General features: G+C 46.4%; 23 protein-coding genes. 16 read left to right on the top strand and 7 right to left on the bottom strand.

Annotation, left to right across the window (positions count from 1 at the left end; genetic code table 11):
- Positions 1-391: 391 nt before the first annotated feature.
- Entirely contained in the window at positions 392-1,324 is a 933-nt protein-coding gene (locus Q7V21_RS06225; RefSeq protein ID WP_304916450.1) for an aldo/keto reductase, read from the top strand.
- Positions 1,321-1,992 carry a DUF6064 family protein gene (locus Q7V21_RS06220; RefSeq protein ID WP_304916449.1) on the top strand — a complete coding sequence of 224 codons (672 nt, stop codon included), beginning with the start codon at positions 1,321-1,323 and terminating at the stop codon, positions 1,990-1,992. The genes Q7V21_RS06225 and Q7V21_RS06220 overlap by 4 nt, the downstream gene beginning before the upstream one ends.
- 172 nt (positions 1,993-2,164) lie before the next feature.
- Here Q7V21_RS06220 and Q7V21_RS06215 read toward each other — a convergent pair whose 3' ends face one another.
- On the bottom strand, positions 2,165-2,992 hold the full coding sequence (locus tag Q7V21_RS06215; protein ID WP_304916448.1) for a PRC-barrel domain-containing protein: 828 nt from the start codon (positions 2,990-2,992) through the stop codon (positions 2,165-2,167).
- 317 nt (positions 2,993-3,309) lie between these two features.
- Between Q7V21_RS06215 and Q7V21_RS06210 the strand changes: the two genes are divergently transcribed.
- The 6 genes from Q7V21_RS06210 to Q7V21_RS06185 all read left to right on the top strand — a co-directional run bounded on the left by Q7V21_RS06210 (position 3,310) and on the right by Q7V21_RS06185 (position 10,082).
- The gene (locus Q7V21_RS06210) at positions 3,310-3,933 is read left to right on the top strand and encodes a class I SAM-dependent methyltransferase (RefSeq protein WP_304916447.1); all 624 of its coding nucleotides are present in this window, start codon (positions 3,310-3,312) and stop codon (positions 3,931-3,933) included.
- Positions 3,934-4,079: 146 nt separating this feature from the next.
- On the top strand, positions 4,080-5,810 hold the full coding sequence (locus tag Q7V21_RS06205; RefSeq protein WP_304916446.1) for a DUF4153 domain-containing protein: 1,731 nt from the start codon (positions 4,080-4,082) through the stop codon (positions 5,808-5,810).
- Positions 5,811-5,987: 177 nt separating this feature from the next.
- Positions 5,988-6,644: a hemolysin III family protein gene (locus tag Q7V21_RS06200; protein WP_304916445.1), complete on the top strand. Its 657-nt coding sequence runs from the start codon at positions 5,988-5,990 to the stop codon at positions 6,642-6,644.
- Positions 6,645-6,710: 66 nt separating this feature from the next.
- Positions 6,711-7,070 (top strand): DoxX family protein, encoded by a 360-nt coding sequence (locus Q7V21_RS06195; protein ID WP_304916444.1) that lies wholly within the window; start codon positions 6,711-6,713, stop codon positions 7,068-7,070.
- A 103-nt stretch (positions 7,071-7,173) separates the two neighbouring features.
- Positions 7,174-7,950, top strand: coding sequence for a zinc-dependent peptidase (locus Q7V21_RS06190; protein ID WP_304916443.1), 777 nt, complete (start codon positions 7,174-7,176; stop codon positions 7,948-7,950).
- A 92-nt stretch (positions 7,951-8,042) separates the two neighbouring features.
- Positions 8,043-10,082: a bifunctional 2',3'-cyclic-nucleotide 2'-phosphodiesterase/3'-nucleotidase gene (locus Q7V21_RS06185; RefSeq protein WP_304916442.1), complete on the top strand. Its 2,040-nt coding sequence runs from the start codon at positions 8,043-8,045 to the stop codon at positions 10,080-10,082.
- A gap of 74 nt (positions 10,083-10,156) precedes the next feature.
- Here the strand turns inward: Q7V21_RS06185 and Q7V21_RS06180 are convergent, their stop codons facing one another.
- Positions 10,157-11,074, bottom strand: a complete 918-nt coding sequence (locus Q7V21_RS06180) for a LysR family transcriptional regulator (RefSeq protein WP_304916441.1) — start codon at positions 11,072-11,074, stop codon at positions 10,157-10,159.
- A gap of 98 nt (positions 11,075-11,172) precedes the next feature.
- On the opposite strand from Q7V21_RS06180, the gene Q7V21_RS06175 reads away from it, so the two are divergent.
- Positions 11,173-12,351, top strand: coding sequence for an MFS transporter (locus tag Q7V21_RS06175; protein WP_304916440.1), 1,179 nt, complete (start codon positions 11,173-11,175; stop codon positions 12,349-12,351).
- An 11-nt stretch (positions 12,352-12,362) separates the two neighbouring features.
- Here the strand turns inward: Q7V21_RS06175 and Q7V21_RS06170 are convergent, their stop codons facing one another.
- Positions 12,363-13,685, bottom strand: a complete 1,323-nt coding sequence (locus Q7V21_RS06170) for an MFS transporter (protein WP_304916439.1) — start codon at positions 13,683-13,685, stop codon at positions 12,363-12,365.
- A 346-nt stretch (positions 13,686-14,031) separates the two neighbouring features.
- Here Q7V21_RS06170 and Q7V21_RS06165 point away from each other — a divergent pair, with 346 nt between their 5' ends.
- From Q7V21_RS06165 to Q7V21_RS06150, 4 genes are all read left to right on the top strand, one after another.
- On the top strand, positions 14,032-14,667 hold the full coding sequence (locus Q7V21_RS06165) for a hypothetical protein (RefSeq protein ID WP_304916438.1): 636 nt from the start codon (positions 14,032-14,034) through the stop codon (positions 14,665-14,667).
- A 67-nt stretch (positions 14,668-14,734) separates the two neighbouring features.
- Positions 14,735-15,148 carry a cysteine peptidase family C39 domain-containing protein gene (locus tag Q7V21_RS06160; RefSeq protein WP_304916437.1) on the top strand — a complete coding sequence of 138 codons (414 nt, stop codon included), beginning with the start codon at positions 14,735-14,737 and terminating at the stop codon, positions 15,146-15,148.
- An 88-nt stretch (positions 15,149-15,236) separates the two neighbouring features.
- Positions 15,237-15,641, top strand: coding sequence for a DUF1801 domain-containing protein (locus Q7V21_RS06155; RefSeq protein WP_304916436.1), 405 nt, complete (start codon positions 15,237-15,239; stop codon positions 15,639-15,641).
- Positions 15,642-15,748: 107 nt separating this feature from the next.
- Positions 15,749-16,099, top strand: a complete 351-nt coding sequence (locus Q7V21_RS06150) for a VOC family protein (RefSeq protein WP_304916435.1) — start codon at positions 15,749-15,751, stop codon at positions 16,097-16,099.
- 68 nt (positions 16,100-16,167) lie between these two features.
- Here the strand turns inward: Q7V21_RS06150 and Q7V21_RS06145 are convergent, their stop codons facing one another.
- The 3 genes from Q7V21_RS06145 to Q7V21_RS06135 all read right to left on the bottom strand — a co-directional run bounded on the left by Q7V21_RS06145 (position 16,168) and on the right by Q7V21_RS06135 (position 17,938).
- The gene (locus Q7V21_RS06145) at positions 16,168-16,515 is read right to left on the bottom strand and encodes a hypothetical protein (protein WP_304916434.1); all 348 of its coding nucleotides are present in this window, start codon (positions 16,513-16,515) and stop codon (positions 16,168-16,170) included.
- Between the two features lies 1 nt (position 16,516).
- On the bottom strand, positions 16,517-16,867 hold the full coding sequence (locus tag Q7V21_RS06140; protein WP_304916433.1) for a helix-turn-helix transcriptional regulator: 351 nt from the start codon (positions 16,865-16,867) through the stop codon (positions 16,517-16,519).
- A 228-nt stretch (positions 16,868-17,095) separates the two neighbouring features.
- Complete coding sequence (locus Q7V21_RS06135) at positions 17,096-17,938, bottom strand: SDR family oxidoreductase (RefSeq protein ID WP_304916432.1); 843 nt, start codon at positions 17,936-17,938, stop codon at positions 17,096-17,098.
- A gap of 151 nt (positions 17,939-18,089) precedes the next feature.
- Here Q7V21_RS06135 and Q7V21_RS06130 point away from each other — a divergent pair, with 151 nt between their 5' ends.
- The 3 genes from Q7V21_RS06130 to Q7V21_RS06120 all read left to right on the top strand — a co-directional run bounded on the left by Q7V21_RS06130 (position 18,090) and on the right by Q7V21_RS06120 (position 21,359).
- On the top strand, positions 18,090-18,455 hold the full coding sequence (locus tag Q7V21_RS06130) for a helix-turn-helix domain-containing protein (RefSeq protein ID WP_304916431.1): 366 nt from the start codon (positions 18,090-18,092) through the stop codon (positions 18,453-18,455).
- A 156-nt stretch (positions 18,456-18,611) separates the two neighbouring features.
- On the top strand, positions 18,612-20,612 hold the full coding sequence (locus Q7V21_RS06125; protein WP_304916430.1) for a primary-amine oxidase: 2,001 nt from the start codon (positions 18,612-18,614) through the stop codon (positions 20,610-20,612).
- A 9-nt stretch (positions 20,613-20,621) separates the two neighbouring features.
- On the top strand, positions 20,622-21,359 hold the full coding sequence (locus Q7V21_RS06120; RefSeq protein WP_304916429.1) for a cytochrome c oxidase assembly protein: 738 nt from the start codon (positions 20,622-20,624) through the stop codon (positions 21,357-21,359).
- Here Q7V21_RS06120 and Q7V21_RS06115 read toward each other — a convergent pair.
- The gene (locus Q7V21_RS06115) at positions 21,315-22,271 is read right to left on the bottom strand and encodes a helix-turn-helix domain-containing protein (RefSeq protein WP_304916428.1); all 957 of its coding nucleotides are present in this window, start codon (positions 22,269-22,271) and stop codon (positions 21,315-21,317) included. The two genes, Q7V21_RS06120 and Q7V21_RS06115, sit on opposite strands and share 45 nt — an antisense overlap.
- Positions 22,272-22,342: the final 71 nt, after the last annotated feature.

Below are 22,342 nucleotides of genomic sequence, written 5' to 3'. Positions count from 1 at the left end.
TGTCGAAACCATTCACGCAAGGATAATGCCAGAGGAGACATGCACAGTGGAGGCGGTGATCTACCGTGTGGGTTGGTACCTAGCCCAACTCCCGGCTTGTCAGAAAATGAATTTTTTACAAGCTCATCAGTAAGATTTACAGCTTTACACCTTGCCAAATGCACGGCTGAGTAACACGCAATGTTCACTCTGATGAATCAAAATGGCAGCTAATTTGATGTATGCATGGTTTCGAGATGTCATTTCACTGGATAGCTAAGATGCTGAGCCTTAAATTGCTAAAACGTTATTCCTACTGGTAAGGTTTGCTTTGATGTAGAGCGCCGTTTTATGTCGATATCGGGCATTCCAATACGGTGCCATTCCTAAATAATCTCAAGGAGCGCTTACCATGAACAATCGCTTCACTCGCAGACAGACTCTCAAGTTGATCGGTGCCGGTCTGGCCGTTTCCATATTGCCCTCCATGCCGATCTTTGCGGCAAATAATGAGCGGCTGCACAAACGCTATTCAGGTGATAAAAAGCTGCCAGTTATCGGCCTGGGTACATGGCGTACTTTCAATGTCGGCAGTGATCCGCAGTTGCTTGATGCACGGGCCGAAGTAGTGCGGGCATTTTTTGAGCTTGGCGGCGGCATGATTGATTCCTCGCCAATGTATGGTTCTGCGCCGGATGTGATGGGTCATGCCTTGCAGCAACTTGGCATTCCCGACAATCTGTTTTCTGCCGAAAAAGTCTGGAGTCCGGCTGGTGGTTCTGCAAAAGAACAGGTAGCCGATTTGCAAGCACGCTGGCAGGTTGATTATTTCGATCTAGTGCAAGTACACAATCTGACAGACTGGCGCGAGCATCTGGCGGCTCTACGAGAGATGAAAGCTGAGGGCAAAATTGGTCATATTGGCATCACCACCTCGCACGGCCGTCGCCATAGTGAGTTTGAGCAGATCATGACTTCCGAGGAGCTCGACTTTATTCAGCTTACCTACAATATTGCCGAACGTGAGGTGGAAAAACGGCTGTTACCACTGGCAGAAGAAAAGGGCATTGCAGTGATCGCCAACAGACCCTATAACGGCGGTAGTCTGATCCAAGGGCTGAAGCGTCGTGACGCGCCATTGCCTGAATGGGCTGAAGCAGAATGCGGCTCTACAACCTGGGCAGAGTTTTTGTTGAAGTTTGTTGTCAGCCATCCGGCGATGACCTGTGCCATTCCTGCGACAAGCAGCGTCGAACATCTGCGTGAGAATATGCGTGCTGGTGTTAACCCGATGCCTTCGGCCAGCACCCGAGAAAAGATGGTGCGTTATATCGAGTCGTTATGAACACCTGGGCCAGCTACGCGCTGCAGGATTTTATTCCGTTTACAGCTGATATCTATTTTCGCCTGCTTGAACGCATGGGTGAAAGCTTCTGGCCGCTGCATTTACTGACTCTGATGTTGGGGGCGGCAGCTGTTTTGCTGGCACTTAAAAACCGCGGCCGCTTAGCTTGTCTGCTGATAGCACCAGTCTGGGCTTTTGTAGGATTTGCGTTTTTTATTCAGCGTTATGCCGAGCTCAACTGGGCGGGCAGCTATATGGGTTACGTCTTTTTCGCCCAAGCGCTCTTATTGTTATTGATTGCTTTTACCTGTGTTGGCCTTGACAACTTACCCCGCAAAAAACCAGCTGCTGTTATTGGCACAGCCATCGCTTTTGCTGGTTTGGTTGGCATGCCATTTATAGCACCGTTCACTGGTGGTTCATGGTTCCAGGCCGAAGTGTTTGGTATTCATGGCGATCCGACTGCCATAGTGACATTGGGGCTGGCTTTGATCATGCTCCGTGGTTGGGGCTTGTGGCTTATCACGATTATTCCAGCACTGTGGTTGCTGATTTCAGGTCTGACCTTATCGGTATTGGATGCACCGGGAACCATCGTGCTGTTTATCGTATTGGCAATAGGGCTGATCGGCTTGATTTGGAAAAGTGTTGAACGCAAGTTTGTTTAATTTTGAGGTTTAATTGAGAAACTTTGAATGAGAAAACGAGGGAATCAAAGTTTAAGCAACTTGATTCATGCTCAATCTTTCAAAAAAATCGCCCGATAAGACAAAAGTCCTATCGGGCGAATAATGATGATCAGTTGGCTTAGAGGACAATAAAAGCCAATCCAATTATCAGTTAGTTAGTTCTTATTGCTGAGCTGACGGCTGCGTCACCTTCAAGTTCAATATAGTCCTCTGAACCATAATCATTCATCGCTTTAAGCTCTGCCTGTGTTGCTTTGACATGTAGCTCATCCTTGGCACGAGTGAAATTTTCAAGCGGTATCAAAATGGTTTTTCCACCTACACCGAGTAAACCACCAACGGTAATCACGGCATGAATGTTTTGGCTATCCGGGCTCATAACAATTTTTTCAATGCCACCAACGTCTTTTCCATCACTGGTAATGACATCCATGCCATTCAGTTCATTAGCCGACATATCATATAATCCACCTTTGTTAGCTGGTGTACCTGCACTCGTTGAGCCGTAAGGTTTTTCATTCATCGGTTTTTGCATATCAACATCGCTTTCGTTGTCCATTTGCGTGTTACCGATTTCTTCTTCCTCTTCCTCTTCTTCAATCACGTTATCCTGATGTTCGGTTAAGGGACGACCGTTAGCATTCTTTTGTTTATCACCAGTATTTGAAGGTTTATCCATATCTTTACCTGGTTTGTTGGCTTTTTCACCGGCGACCGGGGTGTCAGTGGATTTTTGCATTTCTGCATCACCCTCATTCCCTGCAGCAGGCTTTTCAGAATCCATGGTTTTGTTAAACTCATCTTCGTGAGTTGGCATTGCTGGATGAGTTGAAGTTGATTCATTTGGCTGCATTTCGCCCTGACTATTGCTTTTAGCACCATCGATTGTTGTTGATGAATCATCGGCTGCAATGACTACGCTGCTGAATACTGCAGCAAGCGCGCTGGCTATTAATGTTTTGCGAAAAATAGAATTCATAAAAGTACTCCTAATCGCACTATGGGCTTTTAATCTTCATCCCAATCCGGCGGACTGGCATCAGACTAGCCAATAGCGAAAATTCAGTATTTACCTCATCAAAAAAAGTGTCTGTGCGTTGTCGAACTAAGGGAATCTAAAGCGGCAGGGTGAGTAACAACATTCCATACGCTCACCTAAAATTATTTTGGTAATGTTGAAAGCACAGAATGATGCGAAAGTAATTGAGCTAATTTCTGCGAGGAATTCATATGCAATGATCTCTCACAGTATTTGGAAAAGTGTTGAAAGCAAATTCACTGACTATGGAGATTTAAGTGACAGAGGTTGATCGAAAAAATCATTGGCAAACTATCTATGAGCAAAAGCAAAGCTCAGAAGTAAGTTGGTTTCAGATAAACCCAGTGGTTTCGATGGAGCTTATCGCCAACTGTGGGCTTGGTAAATCAGATCCCATTATTGATGTGGGTGGTGGTGCATCTGTTCTGGTCGACCATTTGCTTGAACAAGGCTATACGCAGCTCTCGGTGTTGGATATTTCTGCGGCCGCGCTTGCCACATCGCAAAAACGATTAGGTGATAAAGCGAGTGCTGTGGGCTGGATTGAGTCGGATATCACGGCATATCGTCCAGACAGCCAATTTGCACTTTGGCATGATCGAGCTGTGTTTCATTTCTTAACGGATGCCACTGACCGACACAGCTATGTCACTGCACTTAAGCATGCCTTGCCCGTCAATGGACATCTGATTATCGCGTCATTCGCCATTGGCGGCCCTGAGAAATGCAGTGGTTTGCCCATAGTGCAATACAACGCCAGCAAGCTTGCAGCTGAACTGGGCCCTGGCTTTAAATTAATCGAAGAGCGAACGGAAAAACATATTACCCCAGCTCAGCGCGAACAGGCCTTTGCTTACTTCCACTTTGTTCGTATCGAATAAAAGTGAAATACAACGATAGATTTCAGACGAGATCTGACAGATCTGATTCAATCAGAGCATCTTGTTGCAGAAAATTTGGATCCTGATGTGGTAAAAGGACGTAACCAATTCGGCAATAAGAAAACATACTAAGGACGGCTGTCTATATGGAATTGAATCAACAGGTTGAATCCAAGCAATTACCAGCAAAACTGATGGTGCTGATCTCACTATTACAGGGACTCGGTTTACTGTACTTGCATCAGGCCATTGAACTGCATTACTGGCCACATGGGCAGCCACAGTGGTTGTTTGCTTTCTATAGCGTGGTTTTTATTTGGCCGATAATGCTGCTGCTTGGGTTGGATCAGCACAACGGCCGAGCAATGGTGAAACTTACCTTGCCGTTTGCATTGGTCAGTGGCCTGCTGGGATATTACGTAGGGCATCAGGTTACACCCATCGAACACATTCACTTTAACGCGCTGTTGTTCAGCTTTGTGCTCACTATGGCTATCGCCACCTTTAAAGCTTTAATGTACGGCCAACAATGGGCGAGGGGGGAACGGGTTACCTACAGCGCACTGTTTCTTTGGTCCTGGCGTAATTTCCTCACACTGTCACTTGCCCTGTTTTTTGCCGGCAGCTTCTGGCTGTTGCTGATGTTGTGGGGCGCGTTGTTTAAAGCTATCAACATCGACTTTTTCAGTGACTTGTTTAAACAGAGTTGGTTTTATTATCCTGCGTTGGCGCTTGCTAGTGGCTTCGGCATCATCATCTTTCGCAAACTGACCCATATTATCGATACCATCACTCGCCTACAGCAGGCACTGATAAAATTTCTGCTCGTGCTGTTGTCGTTGGTATCGCTGTTATTTCTTGGCGCTTTACCCTTTACCGGTCTCGAACCATTATGGGAGAGCGGTGGCAGCAGCCTTGTATTATGGATGCAGGCGCTAATTTTGTTTTTCGTCAATGCCGTGTATCAGGATGAGCCAGACAACTGGCCTTACTCGTTGTGGTTTCACCGGTTTATTTATATCAGTATCGCGATACTGCCTATTTACAGTCTGATCAGCTTCTATGGATTGAGCCTGCGTGTCGAGCAATATGGCTGGAGCCTCAGTCGCTTTTGGGCTTACTTGATATGGTTTTTACTGGCATTGTTCGCTATCGGTTATTTATGGGGTATTGCCAGATACCGGGATAACTGGACACATCAGCTCAGCCGCACGAATGTTGCCATTGGTCTGGTTGTGCTGGTTATGATGTTAGCGGTTAACTCTCCACTGCTGGATTTCAGAAAAATGGTCGTGGCGGATCAATTGCAACGGCTGGCGGATAACAAAGTCACTGTTGATGAATTTGACCTCAACTACTTTCGCTATCATTTGGCGGGTCCAGGATATGAAGGATTAGAAACCTTAAAAGCGCAATACGGCGAAACGCATCCTGGTCTGCTGGTAAGAATTAACGCCCTGTATGCCGATGCGAATGATAAAAACCCCAGTTCTACCCGCGACGAATTTATCGCTGCAATTACTCTGTTATCCGACAACCCACCCGAGGCGTTGCTGACGGCTATTTATAACCAGGAAATCATGGACCATTGGAATATGCTGCAGACACAGCAATATTTTTTGCAGGCACTGGATATGGATAACGATGGTGAGCAGGAATATTTATGGATTGAAAAAAACCAGAATCACACGGCCATAAAACTATTCTTCCAGCAGGATGAACAATGGAAATCGTTTTATCTTCGCTACATCTACAAGGACAAAGAAAACCTTGACCAGTTTTATCAGGCCTTATTAGCAGGTGAAATTGAGGTGGTTCCCTCCCGCTGGAATGATTTAGTGATTGGGGACGAGCGATTTCGGGTTGGACTGGAATAGTGATCAGCCTCTATCTCACTGGAAGATGGGGATAAACAACTCGTTGATATATGGGTGAATTACCCATTTGTGCAGCAACAATACTTTTTCTTGTGGCTGTTTACTGAAAATTATTTTGGTAATGTTTAAAGCACATACTTAACGAAACAGCTGAAATCTATTCTGAGAGGAGGGCGTATGCAATCATCTCTTACTACCTACAAGCGGGAGCAATCCGGCGGGGAAGAAATTGCCAACGCGATTAGTCATGGAGTAGGGCTTATCGGCGCTCTGATTGGGACACCATTTTTAATTACTCAAGCGGTACGCCAAGGTGAGACGGCCTTTGTTGTTGGGACGAGTATATTTTGTGCGACGATGATAATTCTTTATCTGGGCTCCACGTTGTATCACGCATTACCAGCGGGTAAAGCAAAACGAATTTTTCGGCGTATTGAGCATTCTGCGATCTATCTGTTAATTGCCGGCACCTATACGCCTTTTACTTTTGGTGTGCTGAAAGGCTCATGGGGATGGACGCTGTTTGGCATTGTATGGGGACTGGCGGTTTTTGGTATAGCCCTCAAAATATTCCAGAAAAAACATCATCTCATCCTTTCAACGGTGCTTTATCTATTGATGGGATGGGTGATAGTGATTGCTATCGAGCCATTACTGGCAAACCTGCCTACGGCTGGTTTGATATGGTTAGTGGCTGGTGGTTTGTCTTATACCGTCGGGGTTGTGTTTTTCGCCACCGATTCCAAACTGCAATACGGTCACTTTATCTGGCATTTATTTGTGCTGGCCGGTACGACTTGTCATTATTTCGCCATACTTTGGTATGCAGCTTAGCCACTCTCTGTAACAGTCTGCGATTTCATTCGTCTTTGAGCTATATCTTATTCGAGGAGTTTTACCATGAATGTCTTTTGCAAATACGGAAGTGTGATTCTAGCTGTCATTTTTTTCTTGTCTGGTGCAGCAAAGCTGGCAAGTTTGGATTTTGAGATTCAGGCTTTTGAGCGTTGGGGATATCCCCTCTGGTTTATGTATTTTGTTGGTGTTGTTGAAGTGTCAGGTGCAGTGGTGTTGTTGTTCAAACAAGTGCGTTCCCTGGCAGCTGCTGGTTTGGGTTTGTTTATGATTGGTCCCGTCGTGACGCATGTTTTGCATGCAGAGTGGGGCATGATGGTGGTTGCTTTGGCAATCATGCTGTTCGCAGGCTGGATTGCCTGGCAATGGCGAAAAAGTGTCTCGCTGTCATTTTTAATCAGATGAAATAGAATTTTATGTTTGAATGATTACCCTGATCCCAAACATCAGGTTATTGAAATCTGAAACGCTTGGGAATTTTGTTGTAGTGGGTTAGGGTGCATTAAACATGTTTAAGCAGTTGCGTGACTGGCGTGAAGCCCGAAGGATTAAAAAACTGGGTTTTACTGTCGAGCAATGGGAGTCTGCTATTGCTGACTGGCCGGTGATGCATCGTTATCAGGGGGATGAGCGTGAAGCCCTGCGTGAGATGACCTTCCATTTTCTTGCACGCAAAACATTTCTTTCTGGGGCTGAGTTTCAATTCACTGATGCGATGTGCCTGAAAGTTGCGACTATGGCATGCGTTCCCATCCTGCATTTAGGGCTGCACTGGTATGACCATTGGCATACTATTATTCTCTACGAGGGAGATTTTGTGCCGAATCGACCTTACCGCAGCGAGGATGGTGTGGTGCATCAAAGAGGCCCCGGCCTGAGCGGCGAAGCTTGGGCGCAAGGTCCGGTGATTTTATCGTGGCAAGCAATTTGCGAAAGCGGTGCAAAGACGCATCATGGTAAAGCCAGTAATGTGGTGATTCACGAGTTGGCGCATAAGCTGGATATGCTGCGTGATGGTGCCAATGGCGCGCCGCCGATGCATCCCGATATGCGTTCTGGCGAATGGCATGATATTTTTACAGCAGCTTGGAATCGATTAGAAAATGACTGGCAGCATCATCGGGCATTGCCGCTTGATGACTATGCATTGACCAGTCCGGCAGAATTCTTTGCCGTCTGCAGTGAAGCGTTTTTTGAATCCCCCGAAACCATGAAGCAAGAGATGCCAAAGGTCTATCGGTTGTTGTGTCAGTTTTATCGTCAACAACCTGTAATCAGGCAGTAAGCCTTTTTGATTTTTCAGTGGCATTTACCATAACAAACACCTGACCAAATTACTCTACATCCTGGTCAGGCTGCCAAAGCCAGGAATTAACAATGCATAAAACCCCTTTATCTATGCTGGCTGTGACAGCGGCAATTAGTGTGATGACTTTTGCCGTCAGCGCAGCACCGCAAACAGTGACAGTAAAACTCCGTGTGCTGGAAACCTCTGATCTGCATTCCAATATAATGGATTACAACTATTACACCGCCTCACAAGACCCCAGCATTGGCCTGGTGCGTACTGCCAGCCTGATAGAAGCTGCCCGGCAGGATGCTGTGAATACTGTGCTGGTGGATAACGGGGATCTAATTCAGGGCAGCCCGATGGGCGATTATGCTGCGGACAAAGGCCTGGCTGGCGGTGAGGTACACCCGGTGTATCAGGCGATGAATCTGCTGCAATACGATGTGGGCAATATTGGTAATCACGAATTTAATTACGGCCTGGATTTTCTGCAAAAAGCATTGGCAGGTGCTGCTTTTCCGTATATCAATGCCAATGTGTACTGTGCTGAGCCGCAGTGCTGGAACGGCATCAAACAGGGCGAGCATTTATTTACGCCATATCTGATAAAAGACACTGAGGTGACAGATACCACCGGTAATAAACACAGTATAAAAATTGGTTACATTGGCTTTGTGCCGCCACAAATTATGCTGTGGGACAAACAGCACCTTAGCGGCAAAGTACGTGCAGACGGTATTGTTGAAACAGCACTAAAACTGGTGCCACAAATGAAAGCGCAAGGCGCCGATCTGGTGATTGCCATCCCACATTCCGGTATTGGCTCCAGCGAAAACCCTGGCGATCCACGAGCAGAAAACGCCGTACATGCAATTACTCAGGTACCCGGTATTGATGCTGTTATGTTTGGTCATAGCCATTCTGTTTTTCCTTCTTCAAGCTACAGCGACCTGCCAGGGGCAGATATTGAAAAAGGCTCACTGAATGGCATTCCTGCGGTAATGCCGGGGCGCTGGGGCGACAATATGGGCCAGGTTGATTTTACCCTCAGCCTGCAAAACGGCAAATGGCAGGTAACAGATGCCACAGCAAAATCAGTCCCCATATATGATGGAGTACAAAAAGCCCCGTTGGTGGATGCCGATACACTGATTCATCAGGCAGTAGAGGAGGCGCACCTTGGTACTATCGACTATATGCAGCGCCCAATTGGCGTAGCGTCGGCCGATATGTACAGCTTTCTGGCGCTGGTGCAGGATGACCCCACCGTGCAAATTGTTGCCAACGCCCAAATAGCTAAAGTAACCGAAATGCTGCCAGCCGAATTGCAACATTTACCCGTACTTTCGGCGGCTTCTCCGTTTAAAGCCGGGGGCCGACGCAGCTCACCGACAGACTCACAGCAATATATTCAGGTGTCGGCTGGCACGCTTAGCTTTCGCAATGCAGCAGACTTATATCTTTTTCCCAATACGATTGTGGCGGTAAAGCTTAACGGTGCTGAATTAAAGGACTGGCTGGAATGCTCGGCAAATCAGTTTAACCAAATTGATGTGAATAGCAGTGCACCACAGCAGCTGATTAATGATGAACACCCAACCTATAATTTCGATGTGATCGACGGTGTAAGCTATCAGATTGATATTACTCAGCCAGCTAAATTTGACCGCAATTGTGAACTGCAAGACGCTACAACCTCACGTATTGTTCAGCTGAGTTACACCGACGCTACGGGCAAAAAGTTTAGCGGTAAAGCACTGGCTGAAAAGCAGTTTATTGTGGCAACCAATAATTACCGCGCTTTTGGGGATAGCTTTGCCGGAACCGGCAATGAGCATGTCGTCATGGAATTACCAGACAGTAACCGTGAAGCTCTGGTGAGCTATATTCAACAACTATCCGGCTACGATGCAGCAACCGGAGAATACCTAAGTCAGGTAAATCCGGTGGCTGACAATAACTGGCAGCTGCAGCCTATTACTGGCAGTGTGCCTTTGGATATTCGCTTTTCCACACAAGACAGCAAAATAGCAGAAGACTTTGTCCGCCAATATAAGCAATGGCCGATGACCAAGCTGGGAACCGATGAGCTGGGGTTTGCAGAATATCGTATTGAACTCCAGTAGCAATATAGTGAAGGTTGTCGTTAGCAAAAGGCTAAGTTTTGTCCGGCTGTCTGGATATGAAGCAGAGCTGCTGTTTAACTAGATTTTTCGGTATCGTTCATCATCTTTTCTACCAGGTAGTCGACAAAGACACGTATTCTCGCTGGGACATTTTTACCGCCAATAAACACTGCGTGAATGGCTTCGCGATCTTGCGGGTTGTATTGTTCCAATAAGGGAACAAGTTGTCCGCTTGCCAAAGCCTGCTCCACATGGAAACGACCGACGCGGGTAATGCCCATGCCTTGCAGAGCCAGTTCAACGAGGGTTTCTCCATTGTTGGCGATGATATTGCCGCTTACCGATAACATAAAATCCTGGCCGTTTTCTCGAAATGGCCAACCAGGCTCTAACCGACGGAAACTGAAGTCCAGGCAATTATGATTTTGTAAATCGGCAGGTGTTTGTGGAATACCGGCTTTTGCTAAATATTCGGGTGATGCAATGACTACCCGACCTGTGTCGCCCAGGCGACGGGCATGTAGGCCACTATCTGGCAGCTGTCCAAAACGAATAGCCACATCGACATGGCCTGCACTGACGTCGCTAATTTGGTCTGTCACATCTATCTCTATCGTGATATCGGGGTAGCGTTGCAGAAATTCTTTCAGTAACGGAACAATCGTCAGGCGACTATGAGCGGTCGCGGTACTGACTTTGATCTTGCCACTTGGGCTGCCACGGTTGGCAATTGTCGCTTCAGAGTCGTCCAGATCTTTTAAAATGCGTCGTGCTGTCAGGGCATAAGATTCGCCTTCACTTGTTAAATGAAGGCTGCGGGTGCTGCGAACAATCAATCTGACACCCAGACGCTTTTCAAGACGGGTCATGATGCGACTTACTGCGGATGGGGTCAGTCCTAATTCTCGGGCTGCTCCGCTTAAACTTCCTGCTTGTGCAACGGACAGAAAGGTTTCCATTTCGGCGGTTCGATCGGTTTTTCCAAATTTCATTTGTGATTCCAATGCAAAGCTGAATATACCTGGCGTTACTTTTTAAGGGTTTGCTAATTGTTTATATTCTTTTACATCACAAATTAACGAGACTTTAGATGAAAATCAATATTCCTTTGCTTGCGCTGGCCTTTGGTGCTTTTGGTATCGGTGTGACGGAATTTTCCCCGATGGGAATGTTACCGATCATTGCCAATGATCTGGCTGTTTCCATTCCAGCAGCAGGTATGTTAATTAGCGCCTATGCCTTTGGTGTGCTTATTGGTGCACCGTTTATGATCCTGGTATTTGCCAATATGAGCCGGCGGAATTTGCTGCTGTTATCTATGGCGATTTTTACGATAGGCAATTTGATATCAGCGATGGCGGATAGTTACAACATGCTGTTGTTCGGGCGCATTGTCACCTCATTTAATCATGGGGCTTTTTTCGGGGTGGGCGCCATTGTTGCCATGAGTATTGTGCCGGTAGAAAAACGTGCTGGAGCAGTGGCGGCGATGTTTTCGGGGCTCACCATTGCGACCATAGGTGGGGTGCCTTTGGCTGCCTATATTGGTGAAGTTATTGGGTGGCGACCCGCTTTTTTTGCGATGGTGGTAATTGGTGTTATCACCATGGTCGCGCTTCGGTTTTCATTGCCACCCCTGGTGAATGAACAGAAAGCGAATGTTCGTGATGAACTTCGGGTGTTGTCACAGGGGCCAGTACTATCCGCTCTGTTATTAACAGTTGTCAGTGCAAGTGCGATGTTTACGGTGTTTACCTATATTGTGCCGATCCTGCAGGACGAAACGCATGCATCAACGGCTTTTGTCACGGCAATGCTGGTGTTGTATGGAGTGGGTTTGGCCGTCGGTAACTATCTTGGCGGTCGCTATGCCGATCGTTCGATAGATTTAACCCTCATCACTTCTTTAGTTTCGGTGATTGTGCTGTTAGTTATTTTTTCAATAACGGTATCTTCTAAGCTGATGGTGGTGCCGCTGATATTTTTCTGGGGAATCGCCAGTTTTGCTTTGGTGCCGCCTTTGCAATCATTAGTGGTACAAGAGGCGAAACAAGCCCCCAATTTAGCTTCTGCAATGAATATCGGTGCATTTAATCTGGGTAATGCTTTAGGTGCGATGCTGGGTGCAGCAATGATCAATAGCGGTTTTGGATTGGTTTCCGTGCCACTGGCTGGCGCAGGGACCGCGGTTCTCGGACTGATCATGGTGCTGTGGTCTAGACGTGGTCGCCAGCAAAGAGCGCAACAAGCTTTAGATGCTGCTTGTTAATTGTTGAAGTATCAGTCCTTCGGATATTGTCCGGCCTTGATTTGACCTCGCGATAAGTTCACTTTAAGGCAGACAATAAACGCCAGTGCAAAGAACACCGCACATAGCAAAATGGCATTCTGTAAACCAACCCATGCCTGCATTAAGCCCACACCAACCAGACCGATGATGGCGGCCAGTTTGTGTGATAAACCCCAAAAACCAAAAAACTCAGCTGCTCTGGGCAGCGGTGTTAATTTGCCAACAATTGCACGGCTGGCGGATTGTGTTGCACCGAGACATAAACCGGCTGCGACCGCGACTACCAAAAAGATATCCTGACGTTCAGCCTGGTATCCCAGCGAATTTATCCCGTCAGTAATATTGGGTGTTTGCCAGATTAATAATACTGCGCCAATCCAGAACAGCAAGGTGAATTGATAGGTAAACTGACTACCGCGTCGATCTTCGGCCCAGCCAAAAAATATTGCCCCCAACGTTGCAGTAACCTGCACCGTGATAAAGGTCAGCACCCGCATTTTTTCATCCCACTGCACCACCTGTGCACCGTAGATAAAGGTAAAGGCGATAATGATGTAAATGCCCGACATGGCAAACAACGCCGACAACAGAAACAGACTCAAATCCTGATAACCACGCAAATGTTTCAGGCTGCCTTCCAGCCGTTGCCATCCTTGTCGCCAGATACTGCTACCTAACGTTTGGCTGGCAATGCCGCGTTCTTTTAATAAGACAAACGTTGGAATCGCAGCCAGTAGGAAAAAGCCCGCAGCAAATGGTCCGACCCAGCGTACATTTTCAAAGTTTTCCAGACTGACTTCACCGAGGAACAATAAGGCTAAACCGGTTGCCACCAACCCACCCACATAGCCTAGCGCCCAACCAAACCCAGAGATTTTGCCCAGATCTTCTGCTGGTCCCAGATCCGGTAAAAAGCTGGCAATAAACGATTCACCAATGGAATAGGCATAGTTGGAAACCACAATCAGCAACATGCCGAGCAGAATGTAGCCGGGTGCCACAAAATACAGCAGTGCCGTGGCGATGACTGTCACCAGATAGCTGATAAACAAAAACTGTTTACGCCGGGCAGTCAGATCCATCACTGCACCAAAAAACGGTGCTGTTAACACCACCAATAAATAACCCGCTGCCAGCGACAGACTCCATAACAGATTGCCCAGCCGATAGGCATTTTCTGCATCACCGACAATCACCCGGGTAAACAAATCACCAAACACCACGGTAATGATCAGCAGGGTATAGGCCTGATTGGCAAAATCGAACATTGCCCAGCCGAAAATTTCCTTTTTATCCGCGCGTTGTTGGCTCATCGTAAATATCGTGTGTTGGAAAAAATGCCGACTATATCATCAATGTGACGAGTAGCGGTTTACATACAAGTTCAATATTTATTTGTTGATAGGTATAGAAATTGCTTCGACCGTATTTGAAGATGATTCTTTGCCCATTATTGCTTCGAGCCTATGACATTTCCTGTAGGCAAAATGGATATACACGTCGAGGACAGACATGATTGACATTACTAATAACACAACGCTTTTCAATAGCCGGCTTGCCACTAGTACGATAAACCAGTATCAAGCTGTTACAGACACGACGAGCACAACAACACCCCCGAGTCCCACTACCACCACTGTTTCGAATTTGGCACTTCAGTTGAGTGAAGCGGCAAACCTTGCCGAAACACGAGACGCCAGCCTCAGCCGCAATGAACTTGCTCACAAAGCCAAAACTCTGATCGATCAGATCATTGGCAATAGCTACGATAATAATAAGCTTCAGCATGACAAAGAGGTTCCCGACACCGACGACCCTGAGTTGCTGGCACGCGCTAAACAAGCTACCAATTTCGTCAATGGCATGGGGAGTAATCCCTTCAAGGGCATGTCACGAGATCAATTATCCCTGATTGCCTACGATGAAAGTGGCAGTTTCACCGTCAATGAACGGCGTGCTGCATGGTTGGAATCCTATGATCAGGAACAGGTCTGGCGAAGAAAGGTCGTGGCCCAGGCAATGGACGAATATAACCGCACCGGCAAGCTCACGAACTTCTTTACCGAAGTACTTAACCACTACAAAGAGCTCCCGGCGATTGAGCAAGCACAGTATCCAGAGGACTATGAGTCCCAGCTTCAGCAATGGATCGATCTTGATTTCAATTACATTACTCATCAGGCTGAAGGAAAAGGCTCCAATCCGACCAGTTTGATCGAGCTGTTAATGGCTCAAGGAGCCTATGCCAATAAAGACGCTGCCAAGGCTGAAGCAGATAATTTAGAGGCGATGTAATAATCACACTAGAGTAAGTTAAAGATACTAAAATTATATCGATATCCCGCGTAAGGAAGAGTCATTTTTGAAGCCAGTAATACAGGAAGAAACATCAGGATGTGGCATTGCCGCAGTGGCTAATATCCTTGGCAAGACTTATTCCGAAATGAAGTCTATCGCCAACGCGATGGGAATTTATGCTGAAGACCAATCACTTTGGTCTGATACGCTGTATGTAAGGCAGATGTTAGACCGAAGCGGATTTGAAACCTCAGCCGATGAAACGCCTTTCGAGGCGTGGGATACATTACCCGACTTAGCCTTATTAGCTATCAAATATCATCAGGAAAACGGTAAAAACTTCTGGCACTGGGTAGTTTTCAAACGTGAAAATGGCCAAGCCGTTGTACTGGATTCGGCAAGCTACCTGCCATCGAACATTAGAACCGATTTTGATGAAATGCAGCCGAAGTGGTTTATTGAGATCGTGAATGCATAAGGCCATTAAAGTCACTCAATCTGATCGCCGGATGATCGCAAGGTCAAATGATTGATGGTGGCGTTGGAATTCAAGTGGATAATGAGCTGTGAATCCAGATATACAGACCAAGTTTGATAGTTACCCGAAAGACGCTCGGCAGCAACTTGAGAGTGTGCGAAAACTCATTCTGAAGATTGCTGCTGAAAATGCGCTGGGAGATGTAGAAGAAACGCTCAAATGGGGTGAAGCAAGCTTTCTTGTTCAGGGAGGCAGTGCAATTCGACTTGACTGGAAGCCAAAAGAACTAGGTGTTATCAAGGTGTTTTTTCATTGCCAAACAAGCTTGGTTGAGACGTTCAAAGAGATATATCGAAATGAATTTGAGTATGAAGGCAAGAGGGCGATTGTGATTCCATTGAGCACCAACATTGAACAAGTGCCATTAGGCCACTGTATTAGCTTGGCGCTGAAATATCACAGTATTAAGCACTTGCCCTTGCTAGGAGCCTAGTCTTTTACAACTCGTCAAACGGCTGTTAAATGTCATTTGGTTTTTATTAAATATAAGTAATATCAAGAAAACTACAATTTACAACTAAGTCATAAATGAGCCAAACCATGAAACAAACCGGAAAAATTAATTACCTGGAAATGCCATCGCGAGATCTCGATGCGACTAAGCAATTCTTCGGCTCAGCGTTTGGCTGGTCATTTGTAGATTATGGTCCTGAGTATGTCGCCATTGAGAATGCTGGGCTGGATGGTGGATTTTTCAAATCAGACAAGGTGGCAACAACTGAGAACGGCAGTGTGCTGGTGGTGCTTTATAGCTCTGAACTTGAAAATACCGTGGAGAAAGTCAAAAACGCTGGTGGCCAAATAACCCAGAATATCTTTTCATTCCCCGGTGGCCGTCGGTTTCATTTTACTGATCCAAATGGCAATGAATTTGCGGTTTGGTCGGAGTAGAGGACTAGCAGGTATCTAGATGGAGGCGTTCCCATGCAGCGCATGGGAACGCTCAATACTAGTTTGATTTAGCCAACCACTTTTACTGGACCGTGGTTATCGCAATGATCGCCATGGGGATGATGCAAATGTCCATCTACCAGGTAATCAGTGTGATCGCCATGTGGGACGGCTTCGTGTCCACAATCCGGGCCATGAACATGATCTGAGTCGTGTCCGGCACACTCATGTTGAGGAGTGCAAGTATCCGGGTTTTTGTCTGAGACTTCGATTTGGTGTTCGTCAATATGCGACTGGTGTAGATGATGCAAATGACCATCGTGTAAAAAGTCGACGTGGCCATCATGTTCGATTTTCGTGTGGCCACAGTCGGGGCCGTGTTTGTGCGTGTGATCATGATGAGTATCGCAGCTCATATCATTCTCCTTTGGTTGAGTTATTTTCGTTGGCGTGTTCAAGGGCGTTTTCGATTAATTCAACAACATGTTGATCGGCAAGTCGGTAATAAAGATGCCGGGCATCGCGTCTGCGGATGATCAGATTTGCGTTTAATAACGTTTGCAAACGTGCCGAAACGGTAGACAGTTTGTCATTATCCGTTACCAGTTCGCCGACACAGACTTCACCTTTACCTAAACGATATAAAAGTGTCAGCCTGGCTGGATCACCCATAGCCTTAAATAACGCTGCAGTTCGCTCTAATTGCTGAATACTTGGCTCAAGGTCACTGCAATTGTGTTGATGATGTTCTTCGTTACAGGACTGCACTCTATATTCCAATATTCGATGTAATGTCGTAACTGTAGTCTGAATTGTTTACCGATACAAGATTAAATGCGATTTTTTATTATTGAATTAACGAATAGCCAGGAATGTATATAGAGGTGCAATGGCGTTCCCACGCAGAGCATGGGAACGAGCTAGTGCCGTGTCGGTTAAGTCGATAATGTTGAGGTCAGCGTATGACTTTTACGCTGACCTCATTCGTTAAAAGCTTTAGCTATTTATCAATTGTGATCGATGGTCCTGAGCATAGGTTTGAAGTGAGCGCGGTGTGTTACCTGTCAGTGTTGCAACATCATCGGTCACAATGGATGTCCAACCTTCTCTCACCGGATAAAAAATAGCACTCAAAAAAGCAGCGTAGTCAGCAGGTACGCCGGCCGCAGTGAGCATTTCGATAAAGGCGTCATCATCAATGGCGGTGTACTGGATGGGGTTACCAATAACGTTGGCTAATACTGTTGCTGCTTCGGCATAACTAAATGCTTCCGGGCCGGTGAGGTTAAATGCCTGACCGTCGAACTGGTTTGTCGTCAATGCCACCGCGGCACTTTCGGCAATATCCCTCACATCAATAAAGCTTGATTTCCCGGTTCCGGCAGGGAGGGCGATTTGTCCCTGATCAATACCAGCCTTCCAGAAAGTATGAAAGTTGTCAGCAAACCAATTTGGTCTGAGAATCACATAAGGCGTTCCAGAATCAATTAATGCCAACTCAACTTGCCGATAAGGAATGGCATCATCTGCATCCACGCCAAATGCAGTTTGCAATACGACCTTAATATTACGGTTTGCAGCAAACTCGATAAGCGGGGTCAGCAATTCTTTGGATTGCACATAACCGGCGGCCAACATGATATAGACCCGATCCACATCTTTAAAAGCCTGTTCATAACTCTCTGCTTTGAAGTAATCAAACACAACACCTTCTGCACCCGCAACGTCTTTACCTGAACGAGATGCGGCTTTGACATGTTCACCACGGGCAAGCAGATTTTCAACCAATGGACGACCGATATTTCCGGTGGCACCCAAAACCAAAATTTTATTTTTCATTTTTTTATCTCCAGTGTTAAATTTGACTCTTGGTTTCTAAAAGAAACTATGTAAACAATTTAACCTAAGGATAAACCTCTGAAAAGAAGGCACTTTTACGTAATCTGGTTACCTGGAAGTAACCACGCTGATGCTCAAACAGGTGGGAATAATGCAATTTGAATATGACGTATATGAAGATAAATGCCCGACACGAATGGTTTTGGATCGATTGGCTGACAAGTGGTCAGTGCTGATTTTGGACCGGTTGAATAGTGAAGCGGTGCGGTTTAATCAGTTGCGACGAGATATAAAAGGCGTCTCCCAAAAGGTCTTGTCACAAACGCTGAAGAAGCTTGAGCGGGACGGATTAATTTCACGAACCGTGTTTGCCACAGTTCCCGTGACGGTGGAATACGCGCTGACGCCGCTTGGCAAAACTTTAACCGATTGTGTATCAGAACTGGCACATTGGGCTGAGCGAAATATGGATGAGGTGTTATCTGCTCAACAGGCTTACGATAAAAGCCTGGGGTAATGCACCAGCGTTCCCACGCAGAGAATGGCAACGAGCAGAACAAGAACTTATCTGAGATTCCCAACATTAAATAAATCGACTTTTGCCAGTTTGTGATATTGCCGATTTTTGAAGTGACTACTATGGATTGAGAAAAGTCATTCCATCGAGGTCGCTATGAATACCCAATTACATACATCCTACAAACCAGAAACCACGCCCGGTATTAAACCCGCCCATCCGTTAGATCCGCTGACGCTTGATGAGCTTGCCGAAGCCACATTGCTACTCAGAAAAGAGAAACAACTCAGTCCGTCATGTCGTTTTCCTTATCTGCAACTGGAAGAACCTGCTAAAGATGAAGTACTGGCATTTGAAGCTGGTAAACCGTTTTCACGATGTGCATTTGCGGTGGTGCTGGATAAAGCTACTGGGTTAATTCATGAAGCAAAAATCGATCTGATCGCTCAGCAGATTACCGAGTGGAAACAGCTGGATCCGGAAGTCAGCGGACAACCGCCGATTATGATCGAAGAGTTTTTCAGCTGCGTGGATATCGTGCAGGCGGATGAAGGCTTTCTGGCGGCAGTGAGACGTCGCGGTTTAACCGACAAAGATATTGAAAATATTCAAATCGATCCGTGGTCATTTGGCTATTACGGTGATGATGAAAAATATCGCGGTCGGCGCTTGATGCGTGGTGTGGCGTTTGTGCGTGACCAGATTGTTGATAACGGTTATGCCCGTCCGATAGAAGGGCTGATGGCGATAATTGATCTTAATGAAGAAAAGGTTATTGAGATCATTGATGATGGTATTAACACGCCGGTGCCCAAAACCAAACGCAATTACGACACTCCCTCGTTAGGCAAGCCTCGCGAAGGGTTAAAACCGTTACATATTGTGCAACCGGAAGGCGTGAGTTTTTCGGTGGATGGCTGGAAGGTCGACTGGCAAAACTGGTCATTCCGGGTGGGATATACCCCACGTGAAGGGTTGGTATTAAATCAAATCAGCTATAAAGATGGCGAGCGGGTTCGGCCCATCATTTATCGCGCAAGTATCAATGATATGGCGGTGCCATATTCAGATACTGCTCTGAATCATTATTGGAAATGTGCCTTTGATGGCGGTGAATATGGTCTGGGCCGCATGGCCAACCAACTCGAGCTTGGCTGTGATTGTCTGGGAGCAATTCGTTATTTTGATATTCCTGCTGTAGATGATCAGGGGCTGCCGTTTCTGATGAAAAATGCCGTGTGTATGCATGAAGAAGACTACGGCACCTTATGGAAACATTACGAGTTTCGCAGTGAAACCTATGAAATGCGTCGTTCGCGCCGTTTAGTAGTCAGCTTTTTCTGCACGGTGGGCAATTACGATTATGGCTTTTACTGGTATCTGTATCAGGACGGGACGATTCAGCAGGAAACCAAACTCACCGGCATTATCCAGACCAGTGGCATGGTGCCCGGTGATAAACCCAAATTCGGTGGCATTGTGACCCCGGAAATTTACGGCCCAACACATCAGCATTTCTTTAATGCCAGGCTGCATATGATGTTGGATGGTGAAAACAACTCGGTGGTTGAAACCAACTTCTCACCAGCATCCCAAGATGCAGAAAGCAATCCATGGGGCAATGTCTTCAAAACCGAAACTACCTTGTTCAAAACCGAACTTGAAGCGAGCCGTGAAGCCAATGGGGCGACAGGACGATTCTGGAAGATCATTAACCCGAATCTGAAAAACTCGGTTGGCAACCCACCGAGTTATAAATTGGTGGCAGAACATAATCCGGTGATGCTGGCGGGCCCAAATAGTTACATTGGCAAACGGGCCGGTTTTGCCAGTAAACATTTATGGGTCACGCCGTATGATCCCAATGAAATGTATTGTTCAGGCATGTATCCCAACCAGAATAAAGGCGATGGCCTGCCGTATTATGTGGCGAAAAACCGGCCGATAGAAAACACCGATATTGTGGTCTGGCATACCTATGGTCATACCCATGTCTGCAAGCCGGAGGATTTTCCAATCATGCCGGTGGAGTATGTCGGCTTTTCGTTAAAACCCAATAACTTTTTTGACGGCAATCCGGCCATGGATCTGCCCAAAGAAGTTGATCATCAGAGTGTTGATACCGCATCGGCTTCCGGCAGTTGTTGCTCAAAATAAGCTCATAAGATGTTGCTGACTACGGTTGATCTGTTATGCAGCGTGATATTTGTTATCACGCTGCATCAATGGGCGGTAACCAATAAATTACTCAGCAGGCCGCTGTTATTTGTTGCCGGTAATCTTGTGTTTTTGGGTGGCATGCTGCCATGGTTTGATGCTGTGGCACGCTACTCAGTCTGGTTGCACAGCGCTCAAAGTGTAATGGTGCATCATCTTGCACCGTTATTATGGATTTGCGGGCTGCGACATCATGCAATGCGCTCTGAATCCAACAGTATTGCGGCTTCACATTGGCCCGTGACCTTATTGATGAGCAGCTTTGCCATCTTGACCTGGATATGGATGTTACCGGCATTGCATCCGCTGTTTATGCAGAGTGCGATGTTATATAGCGTAATGAAATGGCTGATGGCGTTAAGTGGAATAGCCTTATGCTTAACGGTGATTAGGCAGCATCATCAGGCAAACTACTGGCAGAAATTAAACCTGGTAACCGTCATCATGCCGTTGTTGATTTGGGGCGTGTTGATGTTTGTATTTCCGGCAATGTATAGCGCGACGCATTCACATGCACACCACCATCATCATATGATGATGAGCAATGTGCCGGATTGGCTGCAGCTTTCCTCGGTAGCGGATCAGTATCTTGGTGGTTTTATCTTTATTTTGGCAGGGTTAACTTATTGGCAAGCCGGAACATCAGGCATAAAGCTTACGCGTCATCGTCGGCGTTTCGCCGAATAAGCGGCGATATTCCTGCGAAAAATACCCCATATGAAAAAAGCCATAATTGGCCGCAATATCGGTGACGGAAAAACTGGTTTGCAATAACTCACGTCGAGCAGCATTGAGCTTAACGGCCCGCAGATATTGCATCGGTGAAGTACCAGTGGCTTTGTGAAAACTGTAATTCAACGTGCGATGCGGGATATGTAACGATTCGCAGATATCCACCACACTGGCACAACTGCCTTCGCTTGAAGTCACGTATTCATGGCAGCGTTGCACGATGTAATTATGCTGATTGCCCAACCGTTTCGGTTGGCCGATGCCGGTTTCAGTGGCCTCGTACAAGGTCAACGCAATTAAGATAATGTGATCTTCAGCGGCTTTTAACCGTTGTTGAATCTGTACTGCTGATAACGCTGGGTCATCAGTAATCGATTTTAATTGCTCAATCAGCAAGACAAGCTGATTGCGTAGCAGGTTTAAGGTGGCAGAATCGGTTTTTATCCCATGACTCTTTCTAAAACCGATAAGTCGTAAGTAGGTTTCAGGGCTTAATAATTCAGATAAACGTTGCTGATTAATCGCAATGACGCTGTAATCCAGCTCCGCTGGCCCCACAAACGCAAAATCACTTTCGTAGGGCAGTAATGTCACCCCGTCAGACATGATTTGACGAGCCTGTTCCGAGGTATCACTGACATCCATATGATGGGGAATCATCAGGCTGATCTTGCCCGTAGGTGTATGTGTATCCTGCACCACACTTTGTTTCATTCGTTCACGAAATACCCGAACTGAATCCAGCTGGATATCTTCCAGAAAACCTTCAAACTTTCCCGAACTTAACTGGTTATATTCCTGTGACCAGTTTTGTAACGAATGAGCATGCTGATTCACATCATCAAATACAGCAGATTGACTGAACATAATGCTGTTACCTGTTTCAGCTAATAATCTGATGTATAAGCAAAAAATGCACCGTGTCAGTTTGAGACAGG

This window comes from Methylophaga sp. (assembly GCF_030651745.1).
Note: the sequence above shows the minus strand (reverse complement) of the source record. Positions and strands in the feature narration are given on the sequence as shown.

What these genes read in the sequence shown, in the direction of transcription:
- Q7V21_RS06225 (WP_304916450.1), top strand. Translation starts at nt 392, where the DNA reads ATGAACAATCGCTTCACTCGCAGACAGACTCTCAAGTTGATCGGTGCC.
- Q7V21_RS06220 (WP_304916449.1), top strand. Translation starts at nt 1,321, where the DNA reads ATGAACACCTGGGCCAGCTACGCGCTGCAGGATTTTATTCCGTTTACA.
- Q7V21_RS06215 (WP_304916448.1), bottom strand. Translation starts at nt 2,992, where the DNA reads ATGAATTCTATTTTTCGCAAAACATTAATAGCCAGCGCGCTTGCTGCA.
- Q7V21_RS06205 (WP_304916446.1), top strand. Translation starts at nt 4,080, where the DNA reads ATGGAATTGAATCAACAGGTTGAATCCAAGCAATTACCAGCAAAACTG.
- Q7V21_RS06200 (WP_304916445.1), top strand. Translation starts at nt 5,988, where the DNA reads ATGCAATCATCTCTTACTACCTACAAGCGGGAGCAATCCGGCGGGGAA.
- Q7V21_RS06195 (WP_304916444.1), top strand. Translation starts at nt 6,711, where the DNA reads ATGAATGTCTTTTGCAAATACGGAAGTGTGATTCTAGCTGTCATTTTT.
- Q7V21_RS06190 (WP_304916443.1), top strand. Translation starts at nt 7,174, where the DNA reads ATGTTTAAGCAGTTGCGTGACTGGCGTGAAGCCCGAAGGATTAAAAAA.
- Q7V21_RS06185 (WP_304916442.1), top strand. Translation starts at nt 8,043, where the DNA reads ATGCATAAAACCCCTTTATCTATGCTGGCTGTGACAGCGGCAATTAGT.
- Q7V21_RS06180 (WP_304916441.1), bottom strand. Translation starts at nt 11,074, where the DNA reads ATGAAATTTGGAAAAACCGATCGAACCGCCGAAATGGAAACCTTTCTG.
- Q7V21_RS06175 (WP_304916440.1), top strand. Translation starts at nt 11,173, where the DNA reads ATGAAAATCAATATTCCTTTGCTTGCGCTGGCCTTTGGTGCTTTTGGT.
- Q7V21_RS06170 (WP_304916439.1), bottom strand. Translation starts at nt 13,685, where the DNA reads ATGAGCCAACAACGCGCGGATAAAAAGGAAATTTTCGGCTGGGCAATG.
- Q7V21_RS06150 (WP_304916435.1), top strand. Translation starts at nt 15,749, where the DNA reads ATGAAACAAACCGGAAAAATTAATTACCTGGAAATGCCATCGCGAGAT.
- Q7V21_RS06145 (WP_304916434.1), bottom strand. Translation starts at nt 16,515, where the DNA reads ATGAGCTGCGATACTCATCATGATCACACGCACAAACACGGCCCCGAC.
- Q7V21_RS06135 (WP_304916432.1), bottom strand. Translation starts at nt 17,938, where the DNA reads ATGAAAAATAAAATTTTGGTTTTGGGTGCCACCGGAAATATCGGTCGT.
- Q7V21_RS06130 (WP_304916431.1), top strand. Translation starts at nt 18,090, where the DNA reads ATGCAATTTGAATATGACGTATATGAAGATAAATGCCCGACACGAATG.
- Q7V21_RS06125 (WP_304916430.1), top strand. Translation starts at nt 18,612, where the DNA reads ATGAATACCCAATTACATACATCCTACAAACCAGAAACCACGCCCGGT.
- Q7V21_RS06120 (WP_304916429.1), top strand. Translation starts at nt 20,622, where the DNA reads ATGTTGCTGACTACGGTTGATCTGTTATGCAGCGTGATATTTGTTATC.
- Q7V21_RS06115 (WP_304916428.1), bottom strand. Translation starts at nt 22,271, where the DNA reads ATGTTCAGTCAATCTGCTGTATTTGATGATGTGAATCAGCATGCTCAT.